General features: G+C 66.5%; 15 protein-coding genes. 7 read left to right on the top strand and 8 right to left on the bottom strand.

Features of this window, described 5'->3' with window-relative positions; translation table 11 throughout:
- Nucleotides 1-188: 188 nt before the first annotated feature.
- Nucleotides 189-434, bottom strand: a complete 246-nt coding sequence (locus N825_RS38810) for a CopG family transcriptional regulator (RefSeq protein ID WP_157619096.1) — start codon at nt 432-434, stop codon at nt 189-191.
- A 166-nt stretch (nt 435-600) separates the two neighbouring features.
- Between N825_RS38810 and N825_RS10480 the strand changes: the two genes are divergently transcribed.
- The 3 genes from N825_RS10480 (at nt 601) to N825_RS10470 (ending at nt 3,559) form a co-directional block, all read left to right on the top strand.
- Complete coding sequence (locus N825_RS10480; protein ID WP_037450748.1) at nt 601-1,065, top strand: Rrf2 family transcriptional regulator; 465 nt, start codon at nt 601-603, stop codon at nt 1,063-1,065.
- On the top strand, nt 1,062-1,751 hold the full coding sequence (locus N825_RS10475) for a class I SAM-dependent methyltransferase (protein ID WP_037450745.1): 690 nt from the start codon (nt 1,062-1,064) through the stop codon (nt 1,749-1,751). Before N825_RS10480 ends, N825_RS10475 begins: the two co-directional genes overlap by 4 nt.
- A 107-nt stretch (nt 1,752-1,858) precedes the next feature.
- The gene (locus tag N825_RS10470; protein WP_037450742.1) at nt 1,859-3,559 is read left to right on the top strand and encodes an IlvD/Edd family dehydratase; all 1,701 of its coding nucleotides are present in this window, start codon (nt 1,859-1,861) and stop codon (nt 3,557-3,559) included.
- Here the strand turns inward: N825_RS10470 and N825_RS10465 are convergent.
- Together N825_RS10465 and N825_RS10460 are read right to left on the bottom strand one after the other, a co-directional pair.
- Entirely contained in the window at nt 3,523-4,017 is a 495-nt protein-coding gene (locus N825_RS10465) for a hypothetical protein (protein ID WP_037450740.1), read from the bottom strand. The two genes, N825_RS10470 and N825_RS10465, sit on opposite strands and share 37 nt — an antisense overlap.
- A complete protein-coding gene (locus N825_RS10460) occupies nt 3,962-4,861 on the bottom strand; it encodes a helix-turn-helix domain-containing protein (RefSeq protein ID WP_084164621.1) in 900 nt (299 codons plus the stop codon). The genes N825_RS10465 and N825_RS10460 overlap by 56 nt, the downstream gene beginning before the upstream one ends.
- An 889-nt stretch (nt 4,862-5,750) precedes the next feature.
- Between N825_RS10460 and N825_RS10455 the strand changes: the two genes are divergently transcribed.
- The 4 genes from N825_RS10455 (at nt 5,751) to N825_RS10440 (ending at nt 10,130) form a co-directional block, all read left to right on the top strand.
- On the top strand, nt 5,751-6,848 hold the full coding sequence (locus N825_RS10455) for a hypothetical protein (protein WP_037450738.1): 1,098 nt from the start codon (nt 5,751-5,753) through the stop codon (nt 6,846-6,848).
- A 20-nt stretch (nt 6,849-6,868) separates the two neighbouring features.
- On the top strand, nt 6,869-8,098 hold the full coding sequence (locus N825_RS10450; RefSeq protein ID WP_084164620.1) for a winged helix-turn-helix domain-containing protein: 1,230 nt from the start codon (nt 6,869-6,871) through the stop codon (nt 8,096-8,098).
- Nucleotides 8,099-8,248: 150 nt separating this feature from the next.
- Nucleotides 8,249-9,256: an AAA family ATPase gene (locus N825_RS10445; protein WP_037450736.1), complete on the top strand. Its 1,008-nt coding sequence runs from the start codon at nt 8,249-8,251 to the stop codon at nt 9,254-9,256.
- On the top strand, nt 9,243-10,130 hold the full coding sequence (locus tag N825_RS10440) for a ParB/RepB/Spo0J family partition protein (RefSeq protein ID WP_084164619.1): 888 nt from the start codon (nt 9,243-9,245) through the stop codon (nt 10,128-10,130). The genes N825_RS10445 and N825_RS10440 overlap by 14 nt, the downstream gene beginning before the upstream one ends.
- Before the next feature lie 123 nt (nt 10,131-10,253).
- Here the strand turns inward: N825_RS10440 and N825_RS36375 are convergent, their stop codons facing one another.
- Genes N825_RS36375 through N825_RS10415 form a run of 5 tightly spaced genes read right to left on the bottom strand, consistent with a single transcriptional unit; the run spans nt 10,254 to nt 15,170 of the window.
- Nucleotides 10,254-11,273, bottom strand: a complete 1,020-nt coding sequence (locus N825_RS36375; protein ID WP_051511933.1) for an SIS domain-containing protein — start codon at nt 11,271-11,273, stop codon at nt 10,254-10,256.
- Nucleotides 11,270-12,262 (bottom strand): eIF2B alpha/beta/delta subunit family protein, encoded by a 993-nt coding sequence (locus N825_RS10430; protein WP_037450731.1) that lies wholly within the window; start codon nt 12,260-12,262, stop codon nt 11,270-11,272. The genes N825_RS36375 and N825_RS10430 overlap by 4 nt, the downstream gene beginning before the upstream one ends.
- Nucleotides 12,255-13,196 (bottom strand): carbohydrate kinase family protein, encoded by a 942-nt coding sequence (locus tag N825_RS10425; RefSeq protein ID WP_037450729.1) that lies wholly within the window; start codon nt 13,194-13,196, stop codon nt 12,255-12,257. Before N825_RS10425 ends, N825_RS10430 begins: the two co-directional genes overlap by 8 nt.
- Nucleotides 13,196-14,188, bottom strand: a complete 993-nt coding sequence (locus N825_RS10420) for an ABC transporter permease (protein WP_051511931.1) — start codon at nt 14,186-14,188, stop codon at nt 13,196-13,198. The genes N825_RS10425 and N825_RS10420 overlap by 1 nt, the downstream gene beginning before the upstream one ends.
- A gap of 1 nt (nt 14,189) precedes the next feature.
- Entirely contained in the window at nt 14,190-15,170 is a 981-nt protein-coding gene (locus tag N825_RS10415) for an ABC transporter permease (RefSeq protein WP_051511928.1), read from the bottom strand.
- Nucleotides 15,171-15,198: the final 28 nt, after the last annotated feature.

Raw genomic sequence — 15,198 nt, 5'->3', positions numbered from 1 at the left:
TTCGATGTGGCCGTGACATGGTGAGCGAGTGCGTGGATCTTCGGCAAGTGGGACAAGAACCACATTGGCATAGGCTTCGTCAAAGAGTTCGCTATCCTCCACCACTATTGCCGGTTGCCCACGTTTCTTGGCCTCCTTCGGCAAAGCGTCGCGCCAATACACCAAAACGATCTGACCAGCGGTCAGCTTCATTGTGAACCGCCCTCGGCTGTTGGAGTGCCCCAGTCATCGCAGAAGGCTTGGGCATCCTCGGAGGTCGCGATGTATTCCGCCACGGCTCGGCTTTGGGCTCGGATCCGCTCACGCTTGATCCGTCGAGCCTCACTCTCGGCCATGCGGCGCAAATATGTGGAAAGCCCCATTCCAGACGCCGCGGCGACTTCTTCCAAAACGGCTTGAACCTCGGCATCCAAACGAACAGACACAACACTCATGGCGACCTCCAGTGTATGACCTCACTGTGTTACATTGTCTGTCTCTGTCAATGTGACGTAGGCGGTCGACGGAGCGGAGATACGGGCGGCTTGAAGGTTGTCGTCATCGCGACACGAGCTTGGCGACGGATTGACTTTACCCTCATCTCGCAACATATGAAGTTTCATGAAACGGGATAGCAGACTGTCGGGCGTGCTTCACGTCCTGCTCCACATGGCCGAAGCGGATGCGCCGGTCACATCGGAAGCGATGGCCAAGGCGATGCGGACCAACCCGGTGGTCATCCGCCGGATCATGGCGGGCTTGCGTGATGCTGGATTCGTTCACTCGGAAAAGGGGCATGGCGGTGGCTGGACCATCGCCCGTGATCTTGCCGACATCACGTTGCGCGATGTGTATGCGGCGCTTGGCTCGCCTGAGCTGTTCGCCATGGCCAACCGTACGGAAACACCAGGCTGCCTGGTCGAACAGGCGGTCAACGCCGCGCTGAACAGCGCCTTTCAAGATGCCACCGCGCTGCTGCTCAACCGCTTCGGCGCTGTTACCCTCGCGGCGCTGAGCGCCGATTTCCACGCCCGCATGGTGACGAGCGGCAAATTCATCGATCTAGAGTCAGGTCACGCGGCATGACCCGACATGATCCCTCGCCATTCGCCAACCCGGACGCCGTCGCGTCCTACGCGGTGGAAACCCCACGCAAGGTACCGGGATTGGCCGATCTCCATCGCATGGTGACGCTGCTCCTTGCTGAGAAAGCAATGGGTGAGGCGCATATGCTCGTCGTCGGCGCCGGGGGCGGGCTGGAAATCAAGGCCATGGCCGAGGCACAGCCGGACTGGCGCTTCACCGGCGTCGATCCATCGCCCGCGATGCTGGACCTCGCGCGCCAAGCCGTCTCGCCCTTCGCGGATCGCATCGATTTCGTGATGGGCACGGTCGATCAGGCATCGGCTGGTCCATTCGACGGGGCGACGTGCCTTCTCGTGCTGCATTTCCTCGATCGATCCGCGCGCCTGCAGACGCTGCGGGAAATCCGTCGCCGCTTGAAACCGGGCGCAACATTGGTGGTCGCCCACCACTCGCCGCCAGACGGCGACACCGAACGTTGGATGGCGCGCTCGGCCGCCTTCGGCGATCGCTCCGCCCTCGATTGGGCGAAGGCCAAGGCCACTGGCAGGATGATGGTCGACCGCCTGCCGCTGCTCCTGCCCGCCGACGAGGAGGAACTGCTGCGCGAAGCCGGCTTCATCGATGTCGCGCTGTTCTACGCCGCTTTTTCGTTTCGCGGATGGATCGCCAACACAAGCCCATCGTGATCGCCTCGCCCCAGGCCACATCACGCCAACGCATGCGCTGGCGTGATTTCATCGCTATCATGGAGGCCGAAGGCGGCTCACCTCCCTGAGAGCGGAAAGGCGAACACGTGACCAAGAAGAGTGACACCGGCCGAGGCATCGCCGGCAGCCCGACCAATTACGGCGATCCCGACTTCGCGGCGTATCTACGACGCTCCTTCGCCAAGTCGCAAGGCTACTCGACCGAGGCGTTGGGCCGGCCGGTGGTCGGCATCGCCTACACGCCGTCGGGCTTCAACAACTGCCACCGGCACTTTCCGGAGCTGCTGGAGGCGGTCAAGCGCGGCGTGCTGATGGCTGGGGCCTTGCCGCTGGAGTTTCCCACGATCTCGCTGGGCGAGGTGTTCACCAGCCCGACCAGCCTGAAGTTTCGCAATCTGATGGCGATGGACACGGAGGAGATGATCCGCGCCCAGCCGATGGACAGCGTGGTCCTGATGGGCGGCTGCGACAAGACCGTGCCGGCCCAGCTGATGGGCGCGATCTCGGCGGACATCCCCGCGATCCAGTTGGTGGCGGGCCCCATGTCGACGGGGCGGCATCGCGGCGAACGTCTGGGCGCCTGCACCGATTGCCGCCGCTTCTGGGCGAAGTTCCGCGCTGGCGAGGTGGACGCGGAGGAGATCGAGACGGTCGAGGGCAGGCTGGCCACCACGGCGGGCACCTGCGCCGTGATGGGCACGGCGTCGACCATGGCATGCCTGACCGAGACGCTCGGCATGAGCCTGCCCGGCTGCGCTGCGATCCCCGCCGTCCACTCCGACCGCCTGCGCATGGCCGAGGCGACCGGCAAGCGGGCGGTCGAGCTGATCGGCTCCGACCTGACGCCCAGCCGGATCATCACCCCGGCCGCGATCCGCAACGCCCTGCGCATGCTGCTGGCGCTGAGCGGATCGACCAACGCCCTGCTGCACCTGACCGCGATCGCGCGGCGCGCCGGCATCCAGGTGGATCTCCACGAGTTCAACCGGCTGTCCGACGAGACGCCCGTGCTGGTCAACCTCAAGCCGGTCGGACCCCATTACATGGAGGACCTGTTCGCCGCCGGTGGTGTCCCGGCGATCCTGAAGGAGTTGGGCGGGCTGATGGAGCGGGACGCGCTGACCGTCACGGGCCAGACCTTGGGCGAGTTGATCGACGCGCCGATGATCGACCCGGTGGACAGGACAGTCATCAAGTCGCGGGCCGAGCCGGTCGATCCCCAAGGCGGACTGGTCGCGGTGTTCGGCTCGCTGGCGCCGCGCGGAGCGGTGGTCAAGCGGGCGGCGGCCGATCCCAGGCTGATGGAACACGAGGGCCGCGCCGTCGTCTTCGGTTCGCTCCAGGACTTGGCGGAGCGGATCGACGATCCCGACCTTGACGTGTCGGCGGACGACATCCTGATCCTCCAGAACGCCGGCCCCAAGAGCGATTCGGGTATGCCGGAGGCTGGTTACCTGCCCATCCCGCGCAAGCTGGCGAAGGCCGGGGTCAAGGACATGCTTCGGATCTCCGATGCCCGGATGTCGGGAACGGCCTATGGCGCGATCGTCCTGCACGTGGCCCCGGAAGCGGCCGTCGGAGGCCCGCTCGGGCTGGCCCGCACAGGTGACCGGGTCCGCATCAGCGTCTCGGAACACCGGCTCGACCTGCTGGTGTCCCCCGAGGAGTTGGACAGGCGGAGGGCCGACTTGATGGCGCCCGACGTCAAGCGGCGGCGCGGCTATGACAGGCTGTACAACGATCATGTCCTTCAGGCCGACGAGGGAGCGGATTTCGACTTCTGCTGAGGCGAGCCGGCCGCAGCCGTCTGGCGCCGCCGCTCGCGGCTGTCGGTGTCCCAGCGTTCCCGCAATCGGATCGTCTCCATCCGGAGGCGGACGCCCTCCAACCGCGCAAGCCGCGCGTGGCGCTCGGTGAGGTCCGTCTCGATATGGGCCCTGAAGTCGGCGACCTCCGGCATCCGGCGATAGCGGAAGCTCTCCCAGATGGCCCGGAACGCCTTGACGAACAGATCACGCGGCCATTCCGACATGATCTCGATGTCGAGGTCCAGGCCGATCCCCGCAGGCATCTCGAAGCCACGCCGGCTGGCCAGCGCCGTCAGCGACGCCAGCACCTCGCGCGGGTCACCGGGCTCCAGCTCCAGCCGGGCGGTTTCGATGGCGGCGGGCAGGTGGCGCTCAAGTTCGTCACGGACCCGCTCCGGCAGGTGAATGCCGGGCTCGTCGTGCCATGAGTCGCTCAAGGCAAGCGTCCGCCGCAGAGGCGTTGCGTTCGGCGAGACCCGGATCGCCTTGACGTCGCTCGCCTCCGGCGCGTTGGTGCCCTGCGCGGGCGTTACCGGTACGCTGGCCGGAAACCGCGTCACGGTCGCTCCGGACCGATCCAGTACCCGCGCGCTCGTTCGGACGTCGCGCTTGGCGATCATGGCTCCCATTTTCCCGCTCCTGTTTCCACCGTTGCTGATTGGCGAACCAGCCGCGCCACGCGCAGCCGACGTCGATGTAGCGATAGCCCTTGGCGCCGCAGCCCGTGACGAACGCCTCGGTCAGCGCGGCCGCGTCGATAGCGGGGTGGGTTTCGGCGGCCCAGGCCAGATCCTCCTCGCTGGGCCGCCAGTCGATGGGGACTTGTTTCGCGATCCGCCTAGGCGCGTCGATCGAGTGCTCCGGCTCATCGGCGGCGGAGCCGCGCGGAAGAGAGAGGGTTTCTTGAATCGGATGGTCCTGATTCGTGTCACCGGTGGGACATCCCCTGTCACCCTCAGGACCCGCCTGTTCGAGGGCTTTTTCGGCCTCCGGCACGATGCGGTACAGGCAGGACCGCAGGCCGCCGTCATCCCTGACGCGGCGGGTCCGTTCGATCAGGCCCAACTCCACCAGCCTGTTCAGCACCTTGATGATCCAGGGCCGCGACCGCTTGAGCCGGGTCGCCAGGGTCGTCTGGCTCGGCCAGCAGAAGCCCCGCTTGTCCTGGTATGTGGCGAGGCAGGCGAGCAGCGCGAACTCGTCCACCCCGACATCCGGGTGGAACAGCCATTCCGCACGCACGACTCCCCATCGTCCCGGAATTGTTTCCGGTGACTCCATGACTCTCTCCGTCGTTGGTTGCTCAAACCACGACGGGCAAAGCTCCGCCCCAACGGAAAACTGGCATTTCCCGCTTGTGTCGGAACACGGACTGGCGGTACGGTCGAAGTGTCAACCGTGGCCGTATCGCCGGGTCCCTCCCGTCGTTGTGGCTCGGGAAAAGCCGGCCCTGGCAGGCCGGCTTTTTCATGTCAGGGCTCAGCCCCAAATTTTGATCGCACCGCTTCTCCCACTCGGTTGACCCGGATCACGTATCCGGGCATGTCCCGCCGTCACTCCATCGCGATTCAGCGTTGGGAGTCAAACGGTTGACCGGTGGGTTCGGAGGGCGCTTGTGTGGGTTTGAAGGGCGGTCCGGAAGGTTTGAGAGTCGATCCTGGGGGTTTCAGGGCCACTTCCGGTGGGTTTGCGGGGCGGAACGGTGGGTTTGCGGGGCGTGTACCGCCATTGTCGACTCCAGGATGCGGTTTTGGGGCCTCACTGAGTCTCCGAATCGGCCCAATCGCGCCGACGGTCACCGGCTCGCTTGGATCGGAAGCTGAAAAGCACCCCGAACGCGGTTGGGGACGGGCGGATCGGTGTCCGATCGCCCTGTGTCCGCCCCGCGAACCCACCGAAACACGCTCCACGCGTGGCGAATGACCCCGAAGAGTAGGCATCGTCCGTGCGAGCGCTCTCGTGGGACGCCCTATCCGGTAGGTTACTGGGGCGGACGCGTGAAACGCGGCCTTCCTGGCACCGCCCCGCAAACCCACCGGATTGCCCTGTGGGTTTGCGGGGCGGTGGGCCGTTTTGGGCTATCCGCACACCGCCATTTCCGTCATCAATGATGGTCATTGAGACCGGACGGTGGATCGATCGGCGGGCAAGTTTTGGCAGGGGGCGGTGGGTGACAGCGGACGGCAGGCAGCACGTTCTCCAATTCGTGATCTTCGAGGAGGAGGACCCTCGGCATACCAAGATGGTCGCCCTCTACGACCTGGCGCCCCGCTTCGTGTTCGATACCAATGGTGACGAGGATGGACAGCGGAAGCTGATCGAGCGCGAGTTCTCCTTCGCCGGCAAACGCTATCGCATCACCATCAAGCCGACGGTGACCAAGGACGAGGATGGCACTCTCCGCAGCCGCTATCCGGGCGAGCGGGAGCAAATCGTCGAGGAGGTGATCCGCCGGCTCGCCGCCGAGAAGGGCCGCCTTAGCCTCCAGGACAGCAAGGTGCGCTTTCCATTCTCGCTCTACGAGGTGCGGGAGGAACTGGCGCGGGTCAAGCACAGCTACAACACGTCGGAGATCAAGCAGGCGATCATGATCCTCAACGAATGCCCGGTCGGCATCCACGCCTTGGAGGATAACAAGCGCCTGCTCTCCGCGTCGGCTTTCCCGGTGATCGGCATGCGCTCCCGCACCAACAGCGACGACGCCGAGACCTTCGTCGAGTTCAATCCCATGGTTGCGGACGCCATCCGGCGCCTGGCCTTCCGTCAGGTCAGCTATGAGCTTCTGATGGAGATCCGAGATCCCATCGCGCGCTGGCTCTACAAGCGCCTGCACCAGGAGATCGCCAGCAACGGCCGCGATGTCCAGCAGATGCTCGCCACCGAAATCCGCCGCGATTCCGGCATGGCGGTGTGGAAGAAGACGCGCAGCATGCTGGCGCGCGTCCGCCGCGCGGTCGAGGTTCTGCAGGAGCGTGGTCTTCTGGCGGAGGTCGAGTGCGAGGACCAGATGGTCGCCCGCAGGAAGGATGACATCCTATTCGTCATGCGGCCGTCGGCCGAGATGATGCGGGAGGTTCAGAGGGCGAACCGGCAGGTCGATGAGGACGCGTCGGAATACGCCCGACTGTCCGGTGGCTTCGGCACCGACGAGTTTCGGCCGGTCGAGCGCGAGGAGTTGACCGAGTTGCGGAACGGTCGGCGCCGGCGGCGCTTCGGTCTGGTCGATGACGCCGCCAAGCACGTTTTGGCGACCACCGAGAGCGAGTGAGTCGGAGCGTTCCGGGGCCCATGGCGAAGGCGATGTTTTCTCAGGCCGAGGCGCGGCGGATCGCCTTGGCGGCGCAGGGCTTCGGCAAATCCCGCCCGGACACCGTGGCTGATCGCGGCCACTTGGGCCGGGTGATCAAGCGGACGGGTCTGCTTCAGATCGACAGCGTCAGCGTGCTGGTGCGGGCCCACTACATGCCGCTGTTCTCGCGGCTCGGCTCCTATCCGACCACCCTGCTCGACGAGGCGGCGTGGGGAGCCAAGCGCGGGCTGTTCGAGTACTGGGCGCACGAGGCGTCGCTCCTGCCCTTGGAAACGCAGCCGCTGCTCCGCTGGCGGATGGAGCGGGCGGCGCGGGGGCAGGGGATCTATGGCAGGCTGGCGACCATCGCGCGGGAGCGGCCGGACTTCGTCACCGCCGTATTGGCGCTGGTCCGGGATCGCGGCCCGGTCGCCGCGTCCGAACTGGGGGCCGAGTTGGAGGGCAAGCGGAGCGGAGGTTCCTGGTGGGGCTGGAGCGACGTCAAATGCGCTCTGGAGTACCTGTTCTGGGCCGGCATGGTCACCACCCGGACCAGGCGACGTTTCGAAAGGCTCTACGATCTGCCGGAACGGGCGTATCCCCAGGCGATCCTCGCCATTCCAACGCCAGCGGAGGCCGATGCCCACCGGGCACTCTTGGAACGATCGGCGGCATCGCTCGGTGTCGCCACCGCCGGCGATCTGCGCGACTACTTCCGGCTCGACGTGGCCGACGTCAAGACGCGGCTTCCGGAACTGGTGGAGGACGGTACGCTGGTCCCGGTCACGGTCGAAGGCTGGGCGCAGCCGGCCTATCTGCACCGTGACGCCAAGCTGCCGCGGCGGATCGACGCCACGGCCCTGCTCTCGCCGTTCGATCCCGTTGTTTGGGAGCGTTCGCGGACGGAACGGCTGTTCGATTTCCGCTACAGGTTGGAGATCTACACGCCGGTCGAGAAACGCCTGCACGGCTATTACGTGCTGCCGTTCCTGCTGGGTGACCGACTGGTGGCGAGGGTCGATCTGAAGGCGGAGCGGGCGACCGGCACGTTGCGGGTGCTGGCGGTCCATTCCGAACCGCACGCGCCAGCCCATGCCGCCGAGGCCTTGGCCGCCGAGTTGCGCCATATGGCGGAATGGCTTTCGCTGGATCGGCTGACAGTGGCCGATCGCGGCGACATGGCTCCAGCGCTGATCGGAGCGGTCGCGCTCGCTGGTACCGCCGGGTAAGTGGTGATGCCGGATTGTGACACCAAGCCGGCCAGTGCCGAGCAAGTGTCAACCAGGGTTGGACGTGTTGCGTCAACCTTGTAACGTGCCTGGGCATCCCGATCCCTGACGGCGAACCCATTATTCGACGTCGAATACTGGAGAGTTTCGATGATCGGTTCCGAACTCAAGACACTGCGCGAAGGCCGTGGCATGGACCAGCGTGCTTTCGCCGACCACCTGAACGGCAGGCTTGGCCGCAGCTACGACAAGGCGCGAATCTCCCGCTGGGAGTCGGGGGCCGAGAGGATTCCATCACAGGTCGCCAAATTCGTGACGGCCGAGTTGGAGCCGAAGGTTCCGCATCCCAAGCGCAGCATCATCCTCGCCATCGCCAACCAGAAAGGCGGCGTCGGCAAGACCAGTTCCGCCGTCAACCTCGCCTATCTACTCGCCATCGCGGGGCTGAAGGTCATCCTGGTCGACAGCGATCCGCAGGCCAGCGCCACGGCCCATCTCGGCATCGATCAGGCGGAGGCGCACGCGGCGGGCACGACGCTCTATCCGGCGCTTCGGCAGGAGAAGTCGATCACCGAGGTGGTGGTGCCGGTCTGCGACGGCCAGTTCGACTTGGTGCCCTCCACCATCGCGCTCGCCAATGTCGATATCGAGCTGGCCTCCGATCCGATCAACGGCGGCCCACTGGCGCTGCGGGAATGCTTGGCACCGCTGCGGGAGACCTACGACGCGATCCTGATCGATTGTGGCCCGACGCTCTCCATGCTGACCGTCAACGCGTTGAACGCGGCCGACCAACTGCTGGTGCCGGTCCAGACCGAGACGCTGGCGGGGCTCGGCGTCTCCATGCTGCTCGACACCGCCAACAAGCTGCGGCGGCGGAGCAATCCCAACCTGCGCATCCTGGGTCTGCTGCCGACCCTGTACACGTCGCGCAACGCGGCCGAGAAGATGACCCTGGATGAGCTGCACGCGTTGTTCGGCGGCGTCGTCAGGATCTTCGATCCGATCCCGAGGACCACCAAATTCACCCAGTCGGCCCGCGCCCAAATGCCCCTGCTGAAGGCGGCGCCCAACGCGCCGGGAGCCGGGGTCTATCATGAGATCGCCCGAACCGTGATCAACCACGTCACCGCGGAGGACGCCGATGTCGCTTCTTAAAAAAGCCCAGAAAAGCCCGTCGATGATGAGCAAGGCGGCGGCCCAGGTCCGGACCGACGTGCTGTTCGGGACCAGCGTCGATTTTCCGCGCGTCGTGGAGATCGACCTGACCTCGGTCATCGCCAATCCCAACCAGCCGCGACAGCACTTCGATGAGGATGAATTGAGGGGGCTGGCGGACTCCATCGAGCGGATGGGGCTGAAGCAGCCGATCCTCGTCCAGCAGGCTCCCGGTGGAAAATACATCATCGCGGCCGGCGAGCGCCGTTTCCGCGCCCATCAGCTTCTCGGCCGCCAGACCATCTTCGCCATCATCACGGATGGTGATCTGGATGAGATCGCGCTGATCGAAAACCTGCAACGCGCCGACCTTGACGCGATGGAGGAGGCGAAGGCGTTCGCCCATCTGCTGGAGCGGCACAACTACACCCACGAGGAGCTTGGCCGCATCGTTTCCCGCAGCCAGGGAGAGATCGCCCGGACACTCGCCACCCTCAAATTGCCGGCCGCGATCCTGGACGAGTATCCGGCGGTTCGGAAGGCGATCACCAAGTCGATGCTCCAGGAACTGGCGTTCATCGACGACGACGACCTGCGGCTGGCGCTTTGGGCCGAAGCCAAGGCCGGCAAGCTGACCATCCGAGGACTGCGCGAAACCAGGAAAGGGACGAGGGACCGTCCCGGCGCCGCCGCGGCGGATGGCTCGCGGGTCGTGGAGGAGGTCTCGAAGCTGATCGCCAGCGCCCGGCGCAGCGTCAAGCGGACCAGCATCGACATCGCCGCGTTGAAGAAGCATGGCTCCAAGCTGGACGACCAGCAGCGAGCGGAGTTCCGCAAGCTGCGCGACCTGTTGAACACGCTGATCGGCGACTGAAGCGGAACGAGGTTCTCAGCCGCGGTGGAACGGCTGTCACCGGCCAGTTTCAGAGAAACGGCGGTGCCGCTGGCGCTGTTTCTCCATTGGATCGAGTATCGAGGCGGGCGGCGGGACGCTCGGTCACGTCGCCATCAGTTGGCTCTGGATGCCGGTGTGCTCCGCGCCGAAGGGGCGGCCCGCGCGCGGCAGTTCCACCTCCAGGCCGAAGCGGTCGGCATAGGCCAGGCACAGGTGCTGGAGCTTGAGCGTGGTCGAGAGCAGCGCCGCGAACGCCGCCCGCCAACCGTCGCCCTCGAACGGTTCCGGCTCGACCAGCGACGCCGTCGCCAGGAAGGGGCGGAAGTTCGCGACCACCTCCGCGCCACGCCGGATCGACAGGGGCGTGGTCGCCACCGCGAACAGGCTGTCGGCCGGTTCGGCCATGAAGTTCATGCCGTGGATGAAGTTCTCGGTCTCCGCGGCGAACGCCGGGATGCCGCCGGCTTCGTGGAACTTGGCGGCGCCATAGGACGCCGTCGCCAAGTCCGGACCGGCGCCCAGCATGAAGATCTTGCCCTCGGACCGCATGGTGGCGACGGCGTCGCCGGCGAAGTCACGGGCCGCGTCGAGCCATTCGGGAATGTTGTCGATCACCTCGGCCAGTTGGGTCGGGTCCTGCCCGCTCCACCGCAGCCCCAGGGCGGCCAGCGCCTCGAGCGTCACGAGGTAATCCAGCGTGTGGGGAGTTTTGCGGGAGATCGGCGTGAAGGGTAGGACGATCACCTCGTCCGCGACCGCGGCGAGGGCGCTGGTCTCGCCACAGGTCAGCGCGAGGACCCGGCCACCGGCCGCCTTGACGACATGGGCCGCTTCCACCGTTCGGCGCGTGTTGCCCGAGATGGAGCTGAGGATCACGGTGTCGCCGGCGATGATCCTGGTGAAGCCCGACAGCCCCATGGCGGTCGCCGCCTCCACCTGGAGCCCCAGCGCGTCGAAGAAGGTCTGGCAGGCGGCGGGCGCGAAGGCGGAATCGCCGCAGCCACCCGCCGTGATCCAGCTTCCGGGTCGGGCCAAGCGGCCGACGCGTTCGGCCAGCGGCTCCAGGCAGTCGGACAGGACCTGGGCTTGGGCGGCGATCTCCGTCGCCATCACGTGGTTCATGGCGGGGCTCCTGCATCGCTGGGTGTGAAGATCCCGCGGCCCAGCGCCCAGATCGCGCTTGGTGGGACGGGACCGTGTTCGGTCAGGATGGCGGTGGTCAACTCGGCAGGGATGACCTCCAGTTCGGGGGCGGTCGTCACCACCGAGCCGGCGTCCTTGAGGGACAGCCCATCCAGCAGCGGCGCGTCATACGAGCGAAGCGCCGGTTCGGGCCGAAAGCCCTTATAACTCCTGAGGTCGAGTTTCAGCATGTCGGTGCAGCCATGGACCTCGATGCCGCGGGGACGGGCCAGCCGCGCGATCATCGCGCTGCCGATCGTGTTCAGGAAGGAGCCGTCGCAACGCAGCGTCTCGACGCCGAACAGGACGGCGTCGCAGAAACCCAGCCCATGCTCGATCGCCGCGTCGGGGATGAAGCGCACCGTCAACCCGGCCGGCAGGAACTCCTCCAGGTAGCGGGCACCGCCCGCGATGGTCCTGCTTTCCGGCACCACGACGGTCAAGCCTCCCCGCACCTCCGCCAGGGCCAGCACGATCGCCGCGACCGTACTGGAGTAATCGAACGCCATCACACCCCGGGCCGCCGACAGATGGGTCACCGCCAACCCGATCAGCCGCCTCTTCCGCTCCGCCGCGGCTTCGTTCCAGGTCTCGATCCGTCGCCGTAAGGTCGCGGCGCGCTCGCCCTCAGGGATGTTGTCGAGGCCGGCCAGCAGCAACGCCAGGCTGTTGCCGATCACCGGGGTGTCGTGGCCGCGGGTGCGGGCGATGAACGCGCCCGCCAAGCGTGCCCGCGACAGGGCCTCCTCTGGATTTGGGACGCTGTCCAGCAGGTGGAGCAGCAATTCATTGCCCAGTGCCACGTGTCGGCTGGCGCCCAGGACGCCCTCGTCGACGATCTGCCAGAGATAGTGGAGCGTCTTGTCATCCGGCCCGGAAAGGCCGGCGTTCCGCAGCTCCCCGACATGATCGAAGCGTTTCTCAGGCATGGCCGCCTCCTTCCGCGATAGGCGCGGTCTCCAAATTTGCGAGATAGCGATCCACCGCCGCACGGCTCGGCATCGCGGCCTGCGCGCCATGGGCGAGCGTCGCCAGGGCCGCCGCCGCGTTGGCGAAGCGCAGGCGATCCGACAGGGCCGCTCCCTCCAGCTTGGCCGAGACGTAGGCCGCGGCGAAGCAGTCGCCGGCTCCCGTGGTGTCGATCGATTGGACGGGAAATCCGCGCGACAGGGTCTCGCCACCATGGGCGGGGCCCAGGTGACGGCAGCCGTCCGCCCCCAAGGTCACGATGATCTCCCCCGTTTCCGTGGTGTCGAGGGGGTGGCCCAACGCATCGGCGGCGCTGTCCCAAGCCTCTCGGTTGACGAACAGCGTGTCGGCTAGTCGGAGGATGGCGGCCAGACGGTCCGGCGACCGGCGGATGTCGGGGGGCTCCAGGTCGAGCGAGGTCGACAGGCCCAGTGCCCGTGCCCGCGTCAGCACGAACTCGGTCAGGTCGGCGTCGCCATAGGTCATGTGGACATGGCGGATGCCATCGAACGCCGTCTCGTGAATGTCGGCCACATGGGGAAGATAGGCGTCGGTCTCCAGCCGGATCAGCGACTTCTCGCCCGAGGGCGACAGCAGCACGACGCACATGAAGCTGTTGACGCCCGGCCGCTTGACCACATAACCAACATCGACGCCTTCGGCCGACACCTTCGACACCGCTTCATGGCCGGCCGCGTCGTCACCGATGGTGGCCACCAGCCGCGCCGGGTGTCCCAGGCGGCTGAACGCCACGGCGGAGTTGGCCGACATGCCTCCCGGCATCTGGCCCAAATGCCGGCCCGCGACCTTCTGGTCGAAGCCCGGGATGGTTGGCACCGCGACGAACAGGTCGACGTCCAGATCGCCAACGCAGAGCACCTCCACGACGGCCATCAGGCTCCAGCCCCCAACGACCGCCTGAACAAGCCCAACTTGAACCCTCCCGACGACGAGACCGACGCGATCAGCAGCACGCCGATCAGGCCGAGTTGCCACGCCGCCGAGATGTTGGCGAGTTGGAGCCCGATCTGGAGCGTCGTCACGATCAGGATCGCGACGATCGTTCCCGGAATGCCGCCGGTGCCGCCGAAGATATGGGTTCCCCCCAGCACAGCGATGGTCACGGCCAGCAGTTCCATCCCCTTGCCGGCGTCCGGCCGGGCGGCCAGGAACCACGACATGGAGATGACGCTGCCGATGCCGGATAGCACGCCGCTCAGCACGTAGAGGCCGACGCGCACCCGCGTGACGTTCAGCCCGGCCAGATGGGCCGCCCGGTCGTCGTTGCCACAGGCGACGATGTGGCGGCCGATCACGGTGCGGGTCAGCATCACGTGCAGCACCACCGCGACCGGCAGCAGCACGAAGAGGAAGGCGTTGGGCATTCCCAGCGTGGTGCCCTGGCCAAGCCAGCCGAACTCCGGTGGGAAACCACCGATCGGGCGCCCCTGCGTGGTCGCCAGCGCCAAGCCGCCGAAGGCGAACATGGTCGCCAGCGTCGCCATCAGCGACGGTATCCGCAGCACATTGACCAGGAAGCCATTGATGAAGCCCAGACCGGCGCCCAGCGCGATCCCGGCGGCGCTGGCCGGCCAGACGCCGATGCCGGCCGTGACCAGCGCGCCGACGAAGACGCCGACCAGGGAGACGATCGATCCGACCGACAGGTCGATACCGGGACCGCCAGCCAGGATGACCAGGGTCTGCCCCAGGCCCAGCAGCCCCAGGATCGGGACGTATTGCAGCAGGTAGGGCACGGTGCGCGCCTGGAGGAAGTATGGCGACACCAGGCTCATCGCCACCAGCGCGACCAGCCACAGGCCCAGAAGGACCATCAGCCGGGTCCGCAGCGGATCGCCTCGCAGGCGTCCCATCAAAGCGTCCATTTCAGGCGATCCTCGGGTTGTTTCGGTTGCGCCAGGCGTCCGCCGTCAGCACCGTGATCAACAGTCCACCGATGATGACCGTCTCCCACAGGGATGAAACTCCGATCAGCACCAGTCCGTTCTGGATGATCCGGATGAAGACGACGCCCAGCAGCGTGCCCAGCAGGCTGCCGAAGCCGCCTCGGATGCTGGTGCCACCCAGGATGGTGGCGGCGATCGCCTCCAGCGCCACGGTCGTGCCGATGTTGATCTCGACGTTGCGCAGCCGAGCGACGTAGAGCAGCGCCGCGAACCCGGCGAGCAGGCCGAGGATGGAGTAGGCGGCGATCTTGGTCCGATCGACATTGATGCCGACCAGCCCGGCCGACCGCTCGTCGCAGCCGACCGCGTGCAGGTGGCGACCGTAGGGAAGCTGGCGGAGCAGTACCCAGCCGATGCCGTAGACCGCCAGGATCACCAGCAGCGATGCCGGGATGCCCACCACCCAGCCGTTGACCAGCGGCGACAGTGTTCCGGGAAGACCAGAGATCCAGGCGCCGCCGATCACCAGGAACATGATCGCGGAGAAGATGTACATCGACCCGAGCGTCGCGATGATCGGCGGCACCCGCAGCTTGGTGGTGAGGAAGCCGTTCCAGGCTCCCAAGGCGGCACCGGACAGCAACCCGATCGGCGCCACCACCCAGGACGAGAGGCCAGCCTGGTAGGATTTGCCGATCAGGATGGCGGAAACCGCCATGATGCCGCCGACGCTGACGTCGATGCCGCCCATGATGATGACCAGCGTCATGCCGGCGCTGACGATCGCCAGCTCCAGCGCCGCGCGCAGCGTCTGGACCAGATTGCCGACCGTCAGGAAATACGGCGACGCCAGCGAGAAGCCGGCGCCGACCACGACGATGGCGATGAACAGCACCAGTTCCCGCGTCGCGGTTGGCGACGCCACGCGGAAGGCGGGGCGCGGATCGGTCGCTTCAGCCATGCGAATCACGGTCTCCCGCCCATGTCGG

It is taken from the genome of Skermanella stibiiresistens SB22, from assembly GCF_000576635.1.
Lineage (GTDB): Bacteria > Pseudomonadota > Alphaproteobacteria > Azospirillales > Azospirillaceae > Skermanella > Skermanella stibiiresistens.
The sequence above is the reverse complement of the archived record's forward strand: the minus strand, read 5'-3'. Positions and strand labels throughout refer to the sequence as shown.

Bases quoted from the DNA above. Each gene is read 5' to 3' on its own strand.
- N825_RS38810 (WP_157619096.1), bottom strand. From the start codon at position 434: ATGAGTGTTGTGTCTGTTCGTTTGGATGCCGAGGTTCAAGCCGTTTTG.
- N825_RS10480 (WP_037450748.1), top strand. From the start codon at position 601: ATGAAACGGGATAGCAGACTGTCGGGCGTGCTTCACGTCCTGCTCCAC.
- N825_RS10475 (WP_037450745.1), top strand. From the start codon at position 1,062: ATGACCCGACATGATCCCTCGCCATTCGCCAACCCGGACGCCGTCGCG.
- N825_RS10460 (WP_084164621.1), bottom strand. From the start codon at position 4,861: ATGGAGTCACCGGAAACAATTCCGGGACGATGGGGAGTCGTGCGTGCG.
- N825_RS10450 (WP_084164620.1), top strand. From the start codon at position 6,869: ATGGCGAAGGCGATGTTTTCTCAGGCCGAGGCGCGGCGGATCGCCTTG.
- N825_RS10445 (WP_037450736.1), top strand. From the start codon at position 8,249: ATGATCGGTTCCGAACTCAAGACACTGCGCGAAGGCCGTGGCATGGAC.
- N825_RS10440 (WP_084164619.1), top strand. From the start codon at position 9,243: ATGTCGCTTCTTAAAAAAGCCCAGAAAAGCCCGTCGATGATGAGCAAG.
- N825_RS36375 (WP_051511933.1), bottom strand. From the start codon at position 11,273: ATGAACCACGTGATGGCGACGGAGATCGCCGCCCAAGCCCAGGTCCTG.
- N825_RS10430 (WP_037450731.1), bottom strand. From the start codon at position 12,262: ATGCCTGAGAAACGCTTCGATCATGTCGGGGAGCTGCGGAACGCCGGC.
- N825_RS10425 (WP_037450729.1), bottom strand. From the start codon at position 13,196: ATGGCCGTCGTGGAGGTGCTCTGCGTTGGCGATCTGGACGTCGACCTG.
- N825_RS10420 (WP_051511931.1), bottom strand. From the start codon at position 14,188: ATGGACGCTTTGATGGGACGCCTGCGAGGCGATCCGCTGCGGACCCGG.
- N825_RS10415 (WP_051511928.1), bottom strand. From the start codon at position 15,170: ATGGCTGAAGCGACCGATCCGCGCCCCGCCTTCCGCGTGGCGTCGCCA.